The sequence below is a fragment of the Pseudoteredinibacter isoporae genome (assembly GCF_011602085.1).
Classification (GTDB): Bacteria; Pseudomonadota; Gammaproteobacteria; order Pseudomonadales; family Cellvibrionaceae; genus Pseudoteredinibacter; species Pseudoteredinibacter isoporae.
The window spans coordinates 911,596-929,164 of record NZ_JAAONY010000002.1; the positions used below are offsets into that span (position 1 = coordinate 911,596).

General features: G+C 49.1%; 18 protein-coding genes. 15 read left to right on the forward strand and 3 right to left on the reverse strand.

All coding sequences use genetic code 11. From position 1 onward, the window contains the following. Positions 1 to 30: 30 nt before the first annotated feature. Positions 31 to 858 (reverse strand): cupin domain-containing protein, encoded by an 828-nt coding sequence (locus G8768_RS12515; protein ID WP_166846350.1) that lies wholly within the window; start codon positions 856 to 858, stop codon positions 31 to 33. Between the two features lie 216 nt (positions 859 to 1,074). Here G8768_RS12515 and G8768_RS12520 point away from each other — a divergent pair, with 216 nt between their 5' ends. Genes G8768_RS12520 through G8768_RS12545 form a run of 6 tightly spaced genes read left to right on the forward strand, consistent with a single transcriptional unit; the run spans position 1,075 to position 4,476 of the window. After that, positions 1,075 to 1,551 (forward strand): YHS domain-containing (seleno)protein, encoded by a 477-nt coding sequence (locus tag G8768_RS12520; RefSeq protein ID WP_166846345.1) that lies wholly within the window; start codon positions 1,075 to 1,077, stop codon positions 1,549 to 1,551. Positions 1,552 to 1,559: 8 nt separating this feature from the next. Further along, the gene (locus tag G8768_RS12525) at positions 1,560 to 1,889 is read left to right on the forward strand and encodes a thioredoxin family protein (protein WP_166846338.1); all 330 of its coding nucleotides are present in this window, start codon (positions 1,560 to 1,562) and stop codon (positions 1,887 to 1,889) included. Between the two features lie 53 nt (positions 1,890 to 1,942). Beyond that, positions 1,943 to 2,233 (forward strand): BufA1 family periplasmic bufferin-type metallophore, encoded by a 291-nt coding sequence (locus G8768_RS12530; protein ID WP_166846334.1) that lies wholly within the window; start codon positions 1,943 to 1,945, stop codon positions 2,231 to 2,233. A 30-nt stretch (positions 2,234 to 2,263) separates the two neighbouring features. Continuing rightward, positions 2,264 to 3,196, forward strand: coding sequence for an MbnB/TglH/ChrH family RiPP precursor modification enzyme (locus G8768_RS12535; protein ID WP_166846331.1), 933 nt, complete (start codon positions 2,264 to 2,266; stop codon positions 3,194 to 3,196). After that, complete coding sequence (locus tag G8768_RS12540) at positions 3,193 to 3,975, forward strand: HvfC/BufC family peptide modification chaperone (protein ID WP_166846328.1); 783 nt, start codon at positions 3,193 to 3,195, stop codon at positions 3,973 to 3,975. Before G8768_RS12535 ends, G8768_RS12540 begins: the two co-directional genes overlap by 4 nt. A gap of 33 nt (positions 3,976 to 4,008) precedes the next feature. Beyond that, positions 4,009 to 4,476, forward strand: a complete 468-nt coding sequence (locus G8768_RS12545) for a DoxX family protein (protein ID WP_166846324.1) — start codon at positions 4,009 to 4,011, stop codon at positions 4,474 to 4,476. A gap of 158 nt (positions 4,477 to 4,634) precedes the next feature. Here G8768_RS12545 and G8768_RS12550 read toward each other — a convergent pair whose 3' ends face one another. Next, positions 4,635 to 7,733, reverse strand: coding sequence for an efflux RND transporter permease subunit (locus tag G8768_RS12550; protein WP_166846320.1), 3,099 nt, complete (start codon positions 7,731 to 7,733; stop codon positions 4,635 to 4,637). After that, positions 7,730 to 8,848, reverse strand: coding sequence for an efflux RND transporter periplasmic adaptor subunit (locus G8768_RS12555; protein ID WP_166846317.1), 1,119 nt, complete (start codon positions 8,846 to 8,848; stop codon positions 7,730 to 7,732). Before G8768_RS12555 ends, G8768_RS12550 begins: the two co-directional genes overlap by 4 nt. A gap of 241 nt (positions 8,849 to 9,089) precedes the next feature. On the opposite strand from G8768_RS12555, the gene G8768_RS12560 reads away from it, so the two are divergent. From G8768_RS12560 to G8768_RS12600, 9 genes are all read left to right on the forward strand, one after another. Beyond that, positions 9,090 to 9,962 carry a lysophospholipid acyltransferase family protein gene (locus tag G8768_RS12560; RefSeq protein WP_279546128.1) on the forward strand — a complete coding sequence of 291 codons (873 nt, stop codon included), beginning with the start codon at positions 9,090 to 9,092 and terminating at the stop codon, positions 9,960 to 9,962. Then, positions 9,949 to 10,179, forward strand: a complete 231-nt coding sequence (locus G8768_RS12565; protein WP_166846310.1) for an acyl carrier protein — start codon at positions 9,949 to 9,951, stop codon at positions 10,177 to 10,179. Before G8768_RS12560 ends, G8768_RS12565 begins: the two co-directional genes overlap by 14 nt. Before the next feature lie 23 nt (positions 10,180 to 10,202). Continuing rightward, on the forward strand, positions 10,203 to 11,609 hold the full coding sequence (locus G8768_RS12570; RefSeq protein ID WP_166846307.1) for an AMP-binding protein: 1,407 nt from the start codon (positions 10,203 to 10,205) through the stop codon (positions 11,607 to 11,609). After that, positions 11,609 to 12,451 carry a lysophospholipid acyltransferase family protein gene (locus G8768_RS12575; protein ID WP_166846304.1) on the forward strand — a complete coding sequence of 281 codons (843 nt, stop codon included), beginning with the start codon at positions 11,609 to 11,611 and terminating at the stop codon, positions 12,449 to 12,451. The genes G8768_RS12570 and G8768_RS12575 overlap by 1 nt, the downstream gene beginning before the upstream one ends. Before the next feature lie 123 nt (positions 12,452 to 12,574). Then, positions 12,575 to 13,249 (forward strand): response regulator transcription factor, encoded by a 675-nt coding sequence (locus tag G8768_RS12580; RefSeq protein WP_166846301.1) that lies wholly within the window; start codon positions 12,575 to 12,577, stop codon positions 13,247 to 13,249. Next, positions 13,242 to 14,543 (forward strand): sensor histidine kinase, encoded by a 1,302-nt coding sequence (locus G8768_RS12585; protein WP_166846299.1) that lies wholly within the window; start codon positions 13,242 to 13,244, stop codon positions 14,541 to 14,543. The genes G8768_RS12580 and G8768_RS12585 overlap by 8 nt, the downstream gene beginning before the upstream one ends. A gap of 258 nt (positions 14,544 to 14,801) precedes the next feature. Continuing rightward, complete coding sequence (locus G8768_RS12590; protein ID WP_166846296.1) at positions 14,802 to 15,470, forward strand: alpha/beta fold hydrolase; 669 nt, start codon at positions 14,802 to 14,804, stop codon at positions 15,468 to 15,470. A 69-nt stretch (positions 15,471 to 15,539) separates the two neighbouring features. Continuing rightward, positions 15,540 to 16,427: a LysR substrate-binding domain-containing protein gene (locus G8768_RS12595; protein ID WP_166846293.1), complete on the forward strand. Its 888-nt coding sequence runs from the start codon at positions 15,540 to 15,542 to the stop codon at positions 16,425 to 16,427. Between the two features lie 163 nt (positions 16,428 to 16,590). Next, entirely contained in the window at positions 16,591 to 17,568 is a 978-nt protein-coding gene (locus G8768_RS12600) for an ornithine cyclodeaminase family protein (RefSeq protein ID WP_166846291.1), read from the forward strand. Position 17,569 lies beyond the last annotated feature (1 nt).

Genomic DNA, 17,569 nt, shown 5'->3' on the forward strand with positions numbered 1-17,569 from the left:
TAAAAAGAATAAAAGAAATAGGAAAGGCAGCTAAGGCAGCAACCTTTCTTTTAGCCATTGCTTGGGGGTTTTGCCTAGGCGTTTCTTGAATACCCTCGCCAATGAAGAGGCATTGTCATAGCCAACATCATTGGCCACCAACCCCACCGGGCGGTTTTTCTGCAACAAACCCTGGGCCATGGCCAACCGTAAATCGGTAAGATAATCCATTGGCGCCTTACCAAGAGTTTCCTTGAACAGGGCTGCAAACTTTGAGCGTGACATAGCCACACTGTCCGCCATGCCCTCCACTGTCCAGTCATCCTCCGGGCGTTCCTGAAGCGACTTAATCAGAGGCGCGAGCGCCGGGTGAGCACTGCCGGCCAGCAGAGACAGTTCCAATGTGCCCGTCACCATGACATGCCGCAGTATCTGCACCATAAACACATCGCAAAGACGGTTGATCACCAACTGACGTCCCTGCTTTTCCGTAAAGGCTTCATTAAAAATCAACTTGGCGGTGTGACTGACTTCAGGGTCTTCCTCAACATCAATAAACAAAAACTTGGGCAGGTTATCAACCAGAGCGGCTTTTTGATGGGGTTGAAATTTTATTGACGCGCAGACCAGCTCAGCCTCATGGGAATCTTCCACTTGAATGTGGTGGTTGCCGCCTTCGGGCAAGAAAATCACGGAAGCGCGATTAAGAACCACCCGGTGCCCCTGATCAGTGGTAAAGACCATGGTGCCGGATTTCAAAAAATGCAATTGTCCGGCCTTCTCCTGAGCATCAAAGGCCTGCAAGCCACAGAGGCTGCCGCTGAAAAACACTTCGGCATTCAAATCCAGATCTTGCAGTAATTCACTCAGCGAATCCACACAGTCCTCCCATTGGACGATTTGCACATTTTTGGACGATTTGCGTTTTTTTCTGGCGTTGTGGTGGCTTACCCCGCAGCCAATCTCCGTAATCTACTCACTAAGGACGCCGGGACAGGGTTTAGACACTCAATCTTGATCAAAGCGATCGAGCAGGCCAGGTCAGCGGACGTTCCGGTTTAATACTACTCACAATTCCAAAAGAAGGAAATGACAATGAAACTCTCGAACGTTTTAAAAGTAGCCGGTGCAGCCAGCGCCCTGATTTTCAGCAGCCTGAGCTGGGCAGCGTCAGTGAATACTGGCGCGAATGATGTGGCTATTCACGGCTACGATCCCGTTGCCTACTTTACCAAAAACAAACCTGTCGAAGGTTCCGCCAAGTATACCGCGACTCACGACGGTGCTATTTACCGCTTCGCCAGCGAAAAGAACCGAGATCTGTTCAAGGCCGATGCGGATCGCTACGCACCACAATACGGCGGTTTCTGCGCCATGGGTGTTGCCCTGAATAAAAAGCTGAACGTCGACCCGGCTGCGTTCTACATCGAAGACAACAAACTGTATTTGAACCTGAACAAAAACGTTCAGAAGAAATGGCTGCAGGATGTTCCTGGCAATCTGAAAACCGCTGACCGCATCTGGAATGGCATTGAAGATCTGTCAGTTGAAACCGTGAATGCCGAGGACTGAGCCATCCTATGAGCAACCGCTTGATTGAGCTTTCAAAAAGCGGGCACACATCGAACCCACCACTGCTTCTGCTCTGGTTTAGCGCTCAGTGGTGTGGTCCCTGCCGAACCATGATTCCGGTATTCAATCAGGCTCAAGACAGCTACGCCGAAGTCATGAATATCATCAAGGTAGACGTTGATCAAGAGCAACAACTGGTCAGCGAGTTCGGCATCCGAGCCGTGCCATCGTTTGTTCTTGTTGGCCCAAATGGCGTTGTCGATTCGCGCTCCGGGCTCGCAGGATATGAAGAACTGAGCCAGTGGTTCGATCACCATCTGGCCACGTTTCAAAACTGAAAACCCAAACCCAGAAAATGCCCCGAAAGGCTTTTCAGAATGAGGAAACTGATATGAATCAGAAACAAAAAATTGCCAGCGCCGCTTTGGCTCTGGCCTTGGCAACTGCCGTTGTAGCGCCAACTCATGCCGCCGGTAAAGAAAAGTGCTATGGCATCGCCGAAGCCGGTCAAAACGACTGCGGTAACCTCGCAGGGACTCACTCCTGCGCGGGTCAATCCACCGTCGATAACGATCCTGGTGAATGGAAGCTGGTTGCCAAAGGCACCTGCGAAAGCGTTGGTGGCATGTTAAAAGCCGAAGCCAAAAAGCGTTACGAAGAAGCCAAGAAAGCGAAGTCCTAAGCCGAGCAAGTGTAATACGAGGAATCCACCATGCCCCAAGGAAAGTCAGCGAGTATCAATGCCAGACATCCATCTGCCTCCCCAGGCACCGAAGGCTGGGTAGGTGTGGGCTTGCGTCACCCTCACTATCGCGATGCGATTGAGGGGAATAATAACGCGGTGGATTTTCTCGAAGTACACGCGGAGAACTTTTTTGCTGAAGGCGGAATACTGCCATCGATTCTTGAGGACGTCGCCAATCAATACGCCATTAGCCTGCACTCTACGTCGATGGGCCTGGGCTCTGCCAGCGGTATCAATGACGGGTATTTACGACGCCTTTCAAACCTGGCAGACCGGATAAACCCGGTATTGATTTCTGATCACGCCAGCTTCGCCTGGAGTCAGTATCAGGGTCATGATGTTCACGCCGGTGATTTATTACCCCTCGAATTCAGCCAAACCGGCTTGCAGGTCATGATCGATAATGTTGATCGAGTTCAGCAGCTGTTGGGCAGAAACATACTGGTGGAAAACCTGTCAGCCTATATCGATTTGGGTCCAGGGGAATTTCAGGAAACCGAATTTCTTTCCGAGCTTGCCCATCGAACAGCCTGTGGTTTGTTGTTGGATCTGAACAATCTTCTGGTCAATGCCCATAACTTTTCCCAGGAACCTGCGCTGACAGCGTGCATGCGGTGGTTGGATCAAATTCCCCGGGATATCGTGGGGGAAATTCACCTAGCAGGCTACACACCAGCTGGTGAAGGCAAACTGATTGTTGACGATCACAGCCAGGCAGTGTCCGAAGAATGCTGGACTTTGTATCGCTACGCTATTCAACGATTCGGCCCGGTTATCACACTGATTGAATGGGACAACGATTTACCCAAATGGGATGAACTTTTACAGCAGGCACAATTCGCCAAACAAATTATCGCTGAAGAATGCACCGCAATAGCCATTCCGGGGAGCATCAGATGAAACAAGTCCATTCATCAAGCGAACGGGCACAACTGGCCCGGCGCCAAGCTCAATTGGTAGATCGTATTTTTTGCCTGAAAGAAAACCAGAGTAAAGGCTTAGCCATCTATCAAAACAATTTACGCTTTACCGCAGCACGCGCCCTGAGCATCAGTTACCCCGTCCTGGAGAAGCTTCTGGGCCAGGAAACCATGGTGGCGTTGGCACAAAGCCTGCTGCAACAGGAAAGCCCCAACAGTGGTGACTGGGCAGACTGGGGTGGTCAACTGGCGGAATTTATCGGAAATACTGAATTCATTCAGGATCACCCTTATGTGGATGATATTGCCCGCCTTGAGTGGAAATTGCATGAACTGGGACGACAAAGAAGTTCCACACTCGAACGGGACAGCCTGGCCCTTTTGGAAAGTCACGATCTGGAAAATGTTCATATTGAACTGAACCCGGATATTGATATTTACCACAGCGCATTGCCTGTTGATCAGATCTGGCTGGCCCATGATGCCATTGAAAACGCGTCAGCTTTGGATGAAACCGCTCTGGCGGAAGCGTTTCGGCAGTATCCCGGCGAATGCTTTCTATTGCTTTACCGAAGGCAATACAAGCCCGATCTGCTTCGACTTAATGAAGACACGTTTTATTGGTTCCAGGATATTAAACAGGGGTTAAACCTGGAACAGCTGCTCGACCGACACCCCGAATTTGACTTTGTGCACTGGCTTGCGAAAGCCGTTGAAAACAACTGGATACATCGCCTGAAACCTGCTCACTCACTTTAAGAGCAGAACATTCGGACAACAGGAGAACTTGAAATGAACGCTATGATTCAATCCATTTATACACCTTACCAGCGTATTGCCGAGAAGATGCAACTGTTACACCCAGTGGCAGCGCTGCTCTCAAGACTTTATATCGCCAAGGTATTCTTTGTCGCCGGCTGGTTAAAAATTCAAGACTGGGATACCACCCTGTTTCTATTCGAAGAAGAGTATCAGGTGCCGTTTCTGCCCTTTGAATTAGCGGCCTACCTAGGCACTGCCGGAGAATTGATTTTTCCCGTGTTGCTGGCTTTGGGTCTGGCCAGCCGTTTTGCGGCCCTCGGTCTGACCGTAGTGAATATCGTCGCAGTGATCAGCCTGGCGGAAATTGCTCCTGCTGCACTGTACCTGCATGTTATCTGGGGCGTTCTGCTTGCTCAGATTGTGATATACGGTGCAGGCTTCTTTTCGGCAGACCGGTTTTTAAAACGTCACACAGAAGCTTCTCAGACACACTCATAAACGCTGAAACCAGTTGCAGAGCTAATCGTTCGATTAGCTCTGCTGTTTAAACCCGCTCACAACTTCATGCGACTTCCGGTAATAGTCACCAGCCGAGAGTTTGGAAGACCAACAAACTCATCCCAAGCAACGGAATACAGTTCGGCAATGCCCATCTCCTACTTCTGAAAACGTTTTGCGATTTCATCTTTTTGAACCAGAATCAGTGGAATAAGTATTAAGGTAATCGCGGTACCAAAAAGCTCACCAAAGGCAAGTGACACCGCTGCGGGAATTAAATATTGCGCTTGTTCCGAGGTTTCGAGCATCAGCGGCAATAAGCCCAGAACAGTGGTGACCGTAGTCAGAAAAATGGCCTGGAAACGATCCCGACAAGCCAGTCTGGCGGCTTCAAATGACGTTTCGCCATTGTCTCGATGTTCGTTATAGCGAACCACCAACACAAGAGAGTCATTGACGATAATACCGCTGAGTGCCATCAAACCAAACAGGGACATCAAGCTCACCGGCAAGCCCATTAACATATGCCCCCATATCGCCCCTACCGCCCCAAACGGCACAATAGAAATAATGATGAGCGGCTTTACATAAGATTTCAGCGGAATGGCAATCAGGACATAAATCATAAACATGGCAATATAAAACGCTTCTTTTAAGCGTGATTTAATGCTCTGCCCTTCTTCAAGTTCGCCTCCGGCACTCAAGCGTACATCCGGGTGTTCGTCGTGGATCTCGCGTTCAAAATAGCCCAAAACATCACGATAAAGCTGCTCGGATGACGTTCGGGATTTATCCAGCCCTGCATAAATACGAATAACATTGGCGCGATTTAACCTCTCGATTCCCTCGCTCGCATAACCCGATTGGGTTTCAGCCAGTTCTGACAAATCGTATTCTTGCTGCTGTTCGCTCGATATTTTCATATTGACAAAGTCAGCAATGGAATCGCGCTCTTCGTCTGATGCCTTGAGCCAAACACGAACTTCTTCCGTGTCGCGGTAAAAGCGATAAACCTCTGTGCCCGCCAAGCGTGATTTCACAGTGTCGGCCAGGGAGCGCTCCGTGAAGCCCAACTCAAAAGCCATATCACTTGCATGAATATCCAACTGAGGTGATTGCCCCTGGGCACTGTGTTTAATGCTGTGCACGCCCTCAACACGATGCATATAGTCACTGATTTTTTCGGCGACCTGCTTTAAGCGGTCTCGATCTCGCCCTTTTAACAGCAATTCAAAACCGCCGGCCATATCTTCACTGGCCGAAATTCTCAGAGCATCGATGCCCTCCGGGGAGCCAATTCGCTTGCGCCATCGATTAACAATTTCCTGTTGCGGAAAATGTTCGCGCTGCTCAACCGGACTCAATTCGGCAAATATCTGAGCTTTAGTTGCACCCAGCATGACATAGAAGATGCTCTTCACGGGCCCTTGAGAAACGTTATGCTCCTGAGCCAGGGCGTCAGACAGTTCTGTGCCTTCACGAGCAATATCTGACAACACTTTCAAACCTTGCTCGGGGGGAAATTGGGCGTCGAAATCGATATCAAATTGAATCATGTCGCCCGGCACATCGGGAAAGAGAACCACTTTGACATGTTCCTGATAAACCAGATAGGCACAGGAAACAAGCAGCGAGAAAAACAACAGAAAGCTGCTGAACCGGTGCTTCAACAAGCGCTGCAAAGCCGGTAGGTAGAGTTTGTCACGAACACGGAACAAGGCCTGCTTACAAAACCCTTGCAGTTTACCCCACTGCTTCAGAGCACTTCCCAGCTGGCCTTTGGGTGTGGCATCCAGATCGCCCATCAGGTGGGATGGCAGAATGAACTTGCTTTCCAGCAAAGAAAAAGCCACCGCCAGAATAACCACCACGGAAAATGTTCCGAGAATTTTTCCGATGGCACTGTCCAGCAACAGCAAGGGCGAGAACGCTGCAATGGTCGTCAGGGCTCCAAACGTCGTCGCGACGGCCACTTTCTCCAACGCGAACCGGGTTGATTCAAATCGATCACTGGAGTGTTGTCGATGTTCATAGACACTTTCACCCACCACGACTGCATCATCCACCAGAGTGCCCAGGGACACGATAACGCCAAAGGTAGTAATATCATTGATCGAATAGTCTAGAACATTGAGACCCATGCTCCATACGGCTCCGGCCAAAGCAACCGGAATACCCACCGCGACCCAAAAAGCAATTTTAATCTGCAGAAACAACGCCAGAAGAATAAAAACAATGACCAGACCCTGCACCGCATTACTCTTAAGAAGATTCAGTCGATCCTGAATATAGGCACTGCTGTCGCCAAAGATGTAAAACTCTACTTTACCTGAGGCGGTGTGCTGATATGCGGACAATTCCTGTTTAACCGCTTTGGAAATCTCCAGCAAGTTCTCTTTCTTGGCAATTAGAATTTCCAGAACGATGGCATCCTGATTGCCCGTACGCACATAAATATGATCGTCCCTATAGCCATCTCGAACATCGGCAATATCAGATAAGCGAATCGGATCACTGTCTGCATAGTTTTTGACGATAATATTTTCATAGCTCTCGGCAGAATCCTTGCGGGTATTGCTTTTGACAAACACCCGCCCCGCTTCAGTGTCCAGATGCCCAAGCCCCTCATTTAAAACCGACTGGCGAATGCTCTCGAAGACCTGCTGCCGGTTCAGCTCATGGCTATCCAACAGCTTTTTCTTTAAACCGATCACCAATTCCGCCTGCTTTTTACCAACAATTTTCACGCGGCTGATATTAGGGTTTTCGAGAAGCTGGTTTTTGAGCTTTCTTGCAGAGCCTTGCAGTAACTGCTGTTGCTTATCTGCAGCCAGAACGATATACAATGCCGGAAAGTCAAAATCGTTACTTTCCATCACCGGCCGCTCGGCATCAGCGGGCAAACCATAAATTGAATCCAGTCGCTCGCGAACATCGCTGCGCAACTGGGCCAGCTTATGGCCGGGATTACGTACGACATTAATCTGGGAAAAGCCGTTGGCCGACACTGAGTTAATTTTCTTGATGCCATCGATGCCGGTAATGGCGTCTTCAATCTTGCGGGTGACCCGTTCTTCGACTTGTTCGGCCGACGCGTTCGGGTAAATTGTACTGACACTGACTGTATCGGCAGGTAATCGGGGAAAGCCCTCGATGCGCATGGAGGATAACGCCAGGCCACCTGCCAGCAACAAAAACAGCGCCAGCAGATTTGCCGCCACCGGATTCTTTAAAAACCAATACATTAGAAACTTCATCCTGCATTAGCCCCTTGTACAGTTGCGGCTTCAACCTTTTCACCTTCCGTCAGGCGAGCCAGGGGGTAGCGGATGATTCTGAAGTGCGTATTTGACGAAGGAGCCGCGATCACAAAACGCTTCTGCAATGTATCCAAAATAGTGGCTTTGTGCTTTTGAAGGCGATTATCCGGGGAAACCGACCAGATATGCCCGTCACGGCTCAGGCTCGATTCCGGAACGGTCAAAGACGTTTCAAAGCTCCCTGCGGGCAGGTTGATGTAGACATAACTGCCCGACGCATGGCTCTGGGATTCGGGTTCAAGATAAACGCGATACTTGCGGCTTTTAGCGTCCAGATAATGTCCACCTGAACGAAACACAGCATGTGATCTACGGGTTCCAGACAAATCTTCATAGCCCAAGGTCTGCTGCTTCCAATCCTCCGCTAATTGTGAAAACTGCTGTTCGGTTAGCTCCACAACAATGTGGTTTTCAACGCTTCGGGCCTCAAATAATTCGGTACCCGCTTCAACCCGCTGGCCATTTTCAATGAACCGTTTTACCAATAAGAGATCATAAGGAGCGTCAATTCGCGTATCACTAAAACGCCGTTCGGCAACGGCCAAACCGTTCTCAGCGCTTTGCAGTCGAAGGTTGGACGCCTTTGTCTGTGGAATGTTAAGGGCTCGATCACCGGGACGCTTAGTGGCAACCGATTTCCATTCATCACGTTTGATTCGCACCTTATCGACATCTTCACCATGATTCAGCTGTGCCTGCATCAGTTGAGAGCGCGCCTCCAGCACATCCCTCCGATATTCACGATCATCGATTTTTGCCAGCAACTGCCCTCGACTGATCATCGCCCCTTCCAGCGCATATTCCGGCAGTTCAAGAACCTGCCCCGCCACTCGCGCTCGAATATTCAAGCTGTGTTTGGGTACCAGTAAGCCTTTTACACAAAGCCGCTTTTGGTGAGGCCTCGTCTCCACCTCGAGAACCGAGGGGCGATAGGCCAATGTGGTGGATGCTGAAGACATGACCTCTGAAGGTATCGCTTCTGAAGAAGCCGTATTCGGCTCGATCTCATCGCCAATAAACAAGAGCGATACAACAAGCAGCGATAATGCCATCCCTATTCCTATCTTTATCCCCATCCTAGACGACAGGCGTTTTGACAATTTCATGCAATTTCCAAACAATAATTTCAATGGTTGGAAATTGTACAAAGCCGCCGTTAATGCCTTGTTAATATTGAATTAAGAAGACATTAATTCCCTGCTGATAGCATTTCCCGAAACTGATCTTTATATCGATTCACGACGGATTAACAGCGGGTTTCAAACAATGCTTTCCACCATAAAACGGAATTTGATGTTATTGATGTGCAAACTCCTGTATGTCATTGGAGCCAAAAACCGATCTCGCTTAAGTCATATCGCCACGCGACTTTTCAAACCCCTGTTAAAAAGACGCTGTAAGATTATCGATCGAAACCTTCAATTCTGTTTTCCTGGCCTGAGCCGTCAGCAACGCCTCGAACTGGCCCGCAAAAATACGGTAAATACCATTTCCGGCTATCTGGAAACTTTCGTGTCATGGGCAAGCCCTTTGAACTATTACCGTCGCGATAGCCGCATTGTTAACGCCTGTGTGATTGATCGGGCGAAAGAGAAACACTGCGGAGTGATTTTGATGGGCGGACATTTCACCAGCCTGGATATTGCAGGCATTGTCGCGACCGAGAAGCGAGATATCTACATCAGTTATCAACCTCACAAAAGCGCCATGATGGACACCCTGATCAATACGGGACGCTTGCGTTGGGCGAAAGGCATCGTCAGTACGAAAGACGTACGAGCCATGATTAACATTCTGAAATCAGGCGGCATTCTCTGGATAGCGCCGGACCAGGATCTCGGCCTGAAAGGTGGCCGGTTTTCGGATTTCTTCGGCATAAAGGCGGCCAGTAGCAATTCGGTATTTCGCATTGCCAAAATGACCAACTCTGCGGTTATCCCCACCGACTTTTATGCCGGTAAGACTCTCAGGGAAGTCACCCTGCGCTATCACGCTGCCCTGCCTTTGCTCGATGAAAGTGATTTTCTGGAGCGTTATCACCGCTTTCTCGAAAGCTCAATCAAACACAAGCCAGATCAATATTTGTGGGCGCATCGCCGTTTTAAAACGCGCCCGGAAGGAGAGATGGATTTTTACCAAGGAGAGTTTGACCATGTCCCAGGCTAGGGAAATTGCAGACTACATCAGTTTACAGACCGGCAATTCGATTGGCCCTGAAACGCCTTTATTGGACAGCGGCATTCTGGATTCCATTGCCATTGTGGAATTGCTGATTTTTATCGAGGAAAGCTACTCGGTCAAAATCGTCGCCGACGATGTAAACAGCTTCGAATTTGGCAACGTCCTGAGCATTTGTCGGCTGATTGCCAGAAAGAACCGTTAGAAAGGGAATATGGATCAACCGTCATGTTTGATATTAATACCCTGCCTTTGGGTGAACAGCCGGCAATTGTCAGCGAGAATGGTCTGATTAGCTGGTCTGCATTCCACACCACTTACGATACGGTTCACCGTAAAATCACAGGGCTTTTAAAAGAAAAGCACCGAGCCATCGTATTACTCCATGACAGTCAGGCCGAGCAAACTCCGGATATGGCGATCTACATTCTTGTCGCCTTGTCCTTGAAGATCCCTTTTGTTCCCCTGGACAGGAACCTCCCCTATGAACGCATCCGGTACATTTTCAGCCTGATCGGATGTGGTATCCATGTGGATTGCTATGACGGATCATGCAAGGTGTTTGATCGCAAACTCAGTACACGTCCCGATATTCCGGACGAAACGGCCTATATTATCTTCACCTCGGGAACAACGGGTGATCCTAAAGGGGTCATGATAGATCGCGACGCCATTGCGGCATTTTGTCGCTGGTTCGAAGCTGATTTTCCAAACCTTGAAAACCCGGTTTTTACCTTATCAGCGTCTTACAGTTTTGATCTCTCCCTGATGAGTATCTTTCCCTTTCTGGCCAAAGGCAGCTGCCTCTGGATTAACAGTCAAAGCGATAAGCTGTCCGACTTACAGATTCCCAAACCCATTCAGGGTCGTGAAATTCACTGGGTCTCGACACCCTCGTATCTTATGTTGCAATTGCTGAGCCGGGAATTTAACGACGAAACCATGGCTGGCCTGAAGGTGTTTAACTTTTGTGGGGAACCTTTAGAACAGAATCTGGTAAGGAAGCTGAAACAGCGGTTTCCCAAGGCACGTATTTTCAACAGTTATGGGCCTACCGAAGCAACCATTGCCGTTTCCACCGTGGAAATCACCGATATTGACGCACAGTCTTATCGCAATCGCCTCCCCATAGGTAAACGCACCCATCTGTTAAGCGTTCTCGAACACACTAACGAGGGCGAATTGCTGATCAGTGGCAATCAGGTCATGTCGGGCTACATCGGTCAACAAGAGCAATCGCACGCACCGGAAGGGCGGGTTTACGCCAGTGGTGATGTCGTGGAGGAACATGCTGGCCTGTTGTATTTGCTCGATCGCGTGGACGCGCAAATTAAGTACCGTGGGTATCGCATTGATCTGGCTGAAATCGACGCCATTCTGTCTGATCACCCCAATATCCAGTTCGCCAAAACCATTGCGGTTACCCGCCAGGAAACCATCGTAAGAATCGTCAGTTTCTGCGTGATTGATCCCGAGCACCATTACTCGGAAAACCGTTTAAAAACCCTGCTTTCAAAACGCTTACCACACTATGCAATTCCCAACGAAATTCGACGGGTAGACGCCCTACCGATCACCCAACGACACAAGCTGGACACCGCCGCCCTGCTTCAACTTTCCGCTGAGCCTGCCTGATGAAAAACAAACGCTCATTGCAGACAGAATTCTTGTGGGCATTGCTGAACAGCCCCCAAGTGGTTCGAACCGCATGCTATAAACTTCTGTCCCTGATCATTTACCAAAAACGCCAAAAAACCATGAGCCGTTCTATTCAACTCAGCTTTAATGGTTTTGGGCAAAATGAAGCTAAACACATCGCGAAACAAAGCGTGAACTACCAGGCTTCCGGCATTCTCAATTGCCTGGATACGCCCGGGATAAAACACGAGCTGATTAACAGCACGCCCTATTTTGATCTACCTTCCCATTTGAAGGGGCAATCGGCTGTATTTGTCTCTCTTCATATGGGGTTTGCAGATCTCCCCACATACCTGCTGAATAAAGTTGGCATTCCCACAGCGACGTTGATTGGTCGCGGTGAAAATGCACCGGCACTGAACACCATTGGCCGTCGAATTCTGGAACAGCTTTCCATTCCTTATATCAAGCGCGGCAAAAATACCATGCTGCAACTTATGGAAGCACTTGCTCAGGGCCAGTCCTTGATGATTCACAGTGACCTGAGGGAACGAGGACAAAAGGTATCGTTTTTAAACCGGGAAACCACCATACCAACCACCGCTGCGGCGCTGGCCGTGCTCTCAGATTCCCCGTTGTATTTTTGCTACACAGTGAAAGATTCCGCAAATGCTGATCGCTGCCAGCTCTATATATCTGAAGTAAGCCGCCCCGCCTCCAAAGCGCTTGGTCGAAAAGAACTTATTTCAGCCTTAACCGATACCATTGCACTTAAAATGCAGGAAGCCATCAGTTTGCATCCAGAGCAATGGTTCTGGTCATACAACCGCTTCAAATAAAACGATTCTGCCCTGTGAACACCGTTAGTGAACATGCAAGTAGGGGTTTGCCTGGGCGTTTAATTTGCTCCATCATATTCCCTCAGCAAACAACAGGACGTTGTAGATCATTCAGGATTGCCCATGCTTATTCTTATAGTGGAAGACGATCGAGACCTCTCTGCCAATATGGCCGCCTACCTTGAAATGCACGATATGGAGTGCGACTTCGCCTACAACGGTGCCGCCGCATTGCAGTTGTGTGAAGATAATCACTACGACCTGATTATTCTGGATATTATGATGCCCAAGATGGATGGCTATACGGTTTGCCAAACCCTGCAAGATCGAGGTGTTGATACTCCGGTGATTATCCTCACCGCCTGTGATGATGATCAGGAACAACTGCGAGGCTTTTCTGCAGGTGCCGATGACTATGTATCCAAGCCCTGCTCTCTGCCCATTCTTAAAGCACGCATAGATGCCATTAAAAAACGACAAGAACAATCCAGCCGCAAAATTACCATTCAGGATATGGTGATCGACTTGACCGCCCGAACGGTTGAGCGCCAGGGCCTGCCCATCAAACTGTCACCAACGGCATTCAAATTATTGAGTTATCTGGCCCAAAGAAGTCCAAATGTGATTTCACGGGAAGAACTGCAAAAACACCTTTGGCCCGAGAAAGATGTTAAGGCCTCCAACTTTAATGTCCATGTTCATGCCATTCGTACCGCTCTGGACAAGCCCTTCGACACACCCTTGCTGCACACAATGATCGGCACCGGGTTGGCCATTCGTGGAGGCCATGATGAATAAGGCCACCCCTCGCCAGCCTCAGAAACTCTCCAAGATCATTATCCGCCATATAGTGTGGCTGGGACTGGCATCCTTCATATTGGTGTTTCTGTTTACCCTGGTCATTTTGGATACCTCGGTAAATACCACCGTTTCCACTCTAGCCCGGCTCGAACATGACAGCGTTATTCGACAGCTGCGTTCCGGCGAAGAGAAATCTTATGGTTCGAACCTGAGTGTTTATCACAACTGGAATGCGTTGCCGAATATTATTAAAAACCAGTTCAGCAAGCCTGAACTGACCTCGCAACCGCAGGAAGTTCTCATCACCCAGGCACATACTCCGAAAAGCAGCGATGCTTTAATCTACAGTGTTCAATACAGTTTTGAAGAGGGTATTGGTGAGGTCTATCTGGTAAGCGCATACTCCGAAGAGGTTTACGATAGCCTGGTCGAGAAGATTACCAATGACCTGATCATAAACTCGACCATTATCTCAGCAGTGTTTTTGCTGATTGTCTGGTTGCTGATATCGTGGATCTATTTCAGGACCACCAACCCACTCCGGGAACTGAGCGATTGGGCACAATCACTGTCCTCATCCGAGGACAACACCCGAGAGCACCGTTTCAACATCATCGAGTTAAACGACATTGCCGATAAGTTGCTATTGGGACTGGCCTCAGAAAAGAAATACTACGATCGTGAAACCATGTTTTTAAAACAGGCCAGCCACGAACTTCGTTCTCCCCTGTTTATTATGCAATCCAGCCTCGAAGTTCTGGAAACCTCAGTAGACGGTAAGGCCAGTAATTTTGTTGAACGCGCCCTTCGCGCCAGCAAACGAATGAGCCTTCTGGTGGGCTCATTGCTCTGGCTTGCCCGTGATTCCAGCAGCCCACTGGAACGACAGAAAATCAACGTCAAAGCCTTAATTGAACCCCTGATCACCGAGCTGAGTTTTCTGAAAAATGAAAAGGCCATTGAGCTGGATATCGATCTGTATGAGGGTTATATCCACATACAACAACCCCTGCTGCAAATGGCCTTGGGAAATCTACTACGTAATGCCTTCGAGCACAGCTGTGAAGGCACCATCCACATTCAATCCGATGCTCACTCCTTTAAGGTAAGCAACTCAATCAACAATGCGGAAGCCGAAAACGGCAGCGGCGGTTTTGGCCTTGGCCTAAAACTCAGCAAACGTATCTGTGACAAGGTTGGCTGGGATTTACAGACTCGCACAAAAGGTGATCAATTTGTCGCCACCTTATATTGGGACCGGCAAAGTATTGGAGGGAAGAACACACCGTAGAGAGCTTTAAAAAACTGAGCCGCCTGTTACAGCGGCCGAATTGGTCATCCTTGACCCAGGACACCCCTGCCCTTATTGCTTTTCTCCGATCTACAAAAAGGGATTCTACGGAAATTGAGTAGGGCAACCATTACGAGTGATTACCTGAACTATTGAACCTTCATTACAGAGAGAAGAACAGGCATTTATTCCTGTTCCTGAGTATGATAATACGCTATCGAACCCGAATTATGTGTGTCAGAGGAACTTATTCCGGATATGAAAATCGTGCTTCTTCCCGGTATGGATGGAACATGCTTACTATTCAGAGACTTCATTCAAGAGCTTAAAAGATTTGAAGCTTTGCCTGTTTCACTTCCTCAACACGGTCCACAAGATTACGACTATCTTGTCGAATACGTTCGTTCACGATTACCCAATGAACCGTATATTCTTCTCGCGGAGTCATTTTCCGGTGGTATCGCAGCACGTCTCTTGGACGGGAAAATAGGGGACTGTCGAGGTATTATCTACATTGCCTCGTTTCTCGAACCACCAAGACCCTCGATATTGAAACTCGTTAAGTACTTACCAATTAAACGACTTGCCCGCATGCCATTCACAGACTTGATTTACAAATGGTTGTTTTTGGGCCCTGGCACCTCAGAGGAACTGATTGATCAGTTAAAGCATGCTATTGATCAAGTTCCAGAAGACACTTTGAAAGCCCGCCTGAACGTAATTCAGACGACCTCCCCAATAGAGTTTAAGTCAGCACTTCCAGCCAAATACATACGGGCTACACACGACAATCTTGTGGGACATCAACACATAGAAGATTTCAGGTCGATACACCCTAAACTATCCGTGGTAGATATTGACGGCCCTCATTTTCTACTACAGGCACAAGCACAGACATGTGCCTTGGAAATAGAGAAATTCGAGTAGCCCCCCATTTGACCCCGCCCCCGAGTTTAGTGATAAGCTAACTGCCCCTGAATCAGATTAATTTCACCCATGGAATTACGCCATCTTCGCTATTTTGTTGCTGTCGCCCAGGAGCTGCATTTTGGTCGCGCAGCTGTGCGTTTGAATATTTCCCAGCCGCCGCTCACACAGCAGATCCATAATCTGGAAGAGGAGCTGGGCGTGATTTTGTTTGACCGGAGTAATCGTAAGGTCAGCCTAACAACGGAAGGCGAGATATTTCTAAAACGTGCTGAAAGTATTCTTCATCAGGTTGAAAAAGCCACCACCGAGGTGCGCAAATCCGCGCTCGGTGAGATGGACACCCTGGTGATTGGTTATATGGGCTCCACCATTTTACGGGAGATCATTGCCAACGTAAGACGCTTTCGCGAAGACTATCCCATGGTGAAACTGGATTTTGTGATTATGCGCTCGGATGAGCAGTACGAAGCACTGCTGGATGGAAAAATTGACGCCGGTTTTGTCGACCTCTCGGTGCAACCCATGTCCGACCGTTTTGCCAGCCACCATGTGGAATTTGATCTGGTGGTGCATGAAAAGCTCTGTGTGGCCATGCAACCCAATCATCCACTGTCCGCTCGCGAGAGCATTGATATTGCCGATTTAAAGAACGAAAACTTTGTCACTCTGCAGCGGCACCTCTTCCCCTCCAACTACGATAAAGTGGTCAGCCAGTGTGAGCAGGCCGGTTTCAGCCCGAATATCGTCGCCATGTCGGAACAGACCGATGTCTTGCTGGCCTATGTGGCAACCGGGGTTGGCATTGCGCTGGTGCCCAGTTGCACCCAGAATTCCTGGGCCAATGAAGTGGCTTTTGTCCCCCTGAGCCAGACCGCCTATGTGGATGTGCACCTAATCAGCAGTGCGGATAACCAATCAAAAAGTTTACAGGCATTGCGCCGTTATTTTTCCTGAATAAGCGCCTTAAGGGCTTAATGTTTCAAGTCGTTTTATTCAAACCTTTAACAAACCCGGCGATTGATACGTTTTACGTATCAATCCAATACAAATACAGTATTGGACGCTTTTAGCCTCTCATCACTACCATCTTCCACATTATCAATGAGTGGAAGATTTCATGCTTGTTATCAACAAACAAGATATTCACCAGCTGATCGACATGGCCAGCTGTATCGACATTATGCGTCAGGCCATGGTACAGGTGAGCCAGGGAAAAACCCGCCTGCCACTGCGCTGGGGGCTGCAAATGCCCAATCAGGATTTAATGGGCATGATGCCCGGCTATCTTGCTGACCCCGAATGCTTTGGCTTGAAGATCGTCAATATGATGCAGGCCAATCGCGGCGGTGTTAATTCCTCTCACCTCGGTTGCATGATGTTGTTTGAAGCCGAGCATGGCAAACCCTTGGCGCTGCTGGATGCCGGAGAAATTACCGCCATGCGTACCGCTGCCGCCAGCGCGATGGCCACCGACTTGTTGGCCCGCAAAAATGCCAGCCGCCTGGCAATTGTCGGCTCCGGCGAGCAAGCCATTTCCCACATTCACGCGATTTGCAAAGTAAGAGACATCGATTCCGTCCATGTCTGGTTTCGCCATCCTGAAAAAGCCCAGGGCTTTATCGAACAGTTCCCCAGTGATCTGTGGCCACCCATTGTTGCCCATCACCGTGTTGAGGAATGCCTGAAAGGTGCAGACATTGTGTGCACCGTCAGCGCCGCACAACAGGCCATTGTTTTTGAGCCCATGTTAGAAGCTGGTATGCACCTGAATGTTGTGGGCTCCAGCATCAAAGAGCATCAGGAACTCGATTTCCAGGCGCTGCTGCACTGCCGTTATTTCGTGGACTATTTTGAATCGGCCAATCATCAGGCCGGCGAGCTTATTCATGCCCGGGAACAGCGTTTGATCGGCGAAGATTATGTACAGGGTGAAATTGGTCAGCTGATTGGCGGCGAAATCGAAGGCCGCCATAAAGCATCCGACATTACTGTCTACCGCTCACTGGGCGTTGCCGCACAAGACCTCGCAATGGCCCATTACCTTTATCAACAGGCACGGCAACAAGGCCTCGGCAGTTCAGTAGATTTTTTGTAGG

Bases quoted from the DNA above. Each gene is read 5' to 3' on its own strand.
- G8768_RS12540 (WP_166846328.1), top strand. From the start codon at position 3,193: ATGAAACAAGTCCATTCATCAAGCGAACGGGCACAACTGGCCCGGCGC.
- G8768_RS12565 (WP_166846310.1), top strand. From the start codon at position 9,949: ATGTCCCAGGCTAGGGAAATTGCAGACTACATCAGTTTACAGACCGGC.
- G8768_RS12580 (WP_166846301.1), top strand. From the start codon at position 12,575: ATGCTTATTCTTATAGTGGAAGACGATCGAGACCTCTCTGCCAATATG.
- G8768_RS12545 (WP_166846324.1), top strand. From the start codon at position 4,009: ATGAACGCTATGATTCAATCCATTTATACACCTTACCAGCGTATTGCC.
- G8768_RS12550 (WP_166846320.1), bottom strand. From the start codon at position 7,733: ATGAAGTTTCTAATGTATTGGTTTTTAAAGAATCCGGTGGCGGCAAAT.
- G8768_RS12570 (WP_166846307.1), top strand. From the start codon at position 10,203: ATGTTTGATATTAATACCCTGCCTTTGGGTGAACAGCCGGCAATTGTC.
- G8768_RS12555 (WP_166846317.1), bottom strand. From the start codon at position 8,848: ATGGCATTATCGCTGCTTGTTGTATCGCTCTTGTTTATTGGCGATGAG.
- G8768_RS12585 (WP_166846299.1), top strand. From the start codon at position 13,242: ATGAATAAGGCCACCCCTCGCCAGCCTCAGAAACTCTCCAAGATCATT.
- G8768_RS12595 (WP_166846293.1), top strand. From the start codon at position 15,540: ATGGAATTACGCCATCTTCGCTATTTTGTTGCTGTCGCCCAGGAGCTG.
- G8768_RS12600 (WP_166846291.1), top strand. From the start codon at position 16,591: ATGCTTGTTATCAACAAACAAGATATTCACCAGCTGATCGACATGGCC.
- G8768_RS12520 (WP_166846345.1), top strand. From the start codon at position 1,075: ATGAAACTCTCGAACGTTTTAAAAGTAGCCGGTGCAGCCAGCGCCCTG.
- G8768_RS12575 (WP_166846304.1), top strand. From the start codon at position 11,609: ATGAAAAACAAACGCTCATTGCAGACAGAATTCTTGTGGGCATTGCTG.
- G8768_RS12535 (WP_166846331.1), top strand. From the start codon at position 2,264: ATGCCCCAAGGAAAGTCAGCGAGTATCAATGCCAGACATCCATCTGCC.
- G8768_RS12590 (WP_166846296.1), top strand. From the start codon at position 14,802: ATGAAAATCGTGCTTCTTCCCGGTATGGATGGAACATGCTTACTATTC.
- G8768_RS12560 (WP_279546128.1), top strand. From the start codon at position 9,090: ATGTTATTGATGTGCAAACTCCTGTATGTCATTGGAGCCAAAAACCGA.
- G8768_RS12525 (WP_166846338.1), top strand. From the start codon at position 1,560: ATGAGCAACCGCTTGATTGAGCTTTCAAAAAGCGGGCACACATCGAAC.
- G8768_RS12530 (WP_166846334.1), top strand. From the start codon at position 1,943: ATGAATCAGAAACAAAAAATTGCCAGCGCCGCTTTGGCTCTGGCCTTG.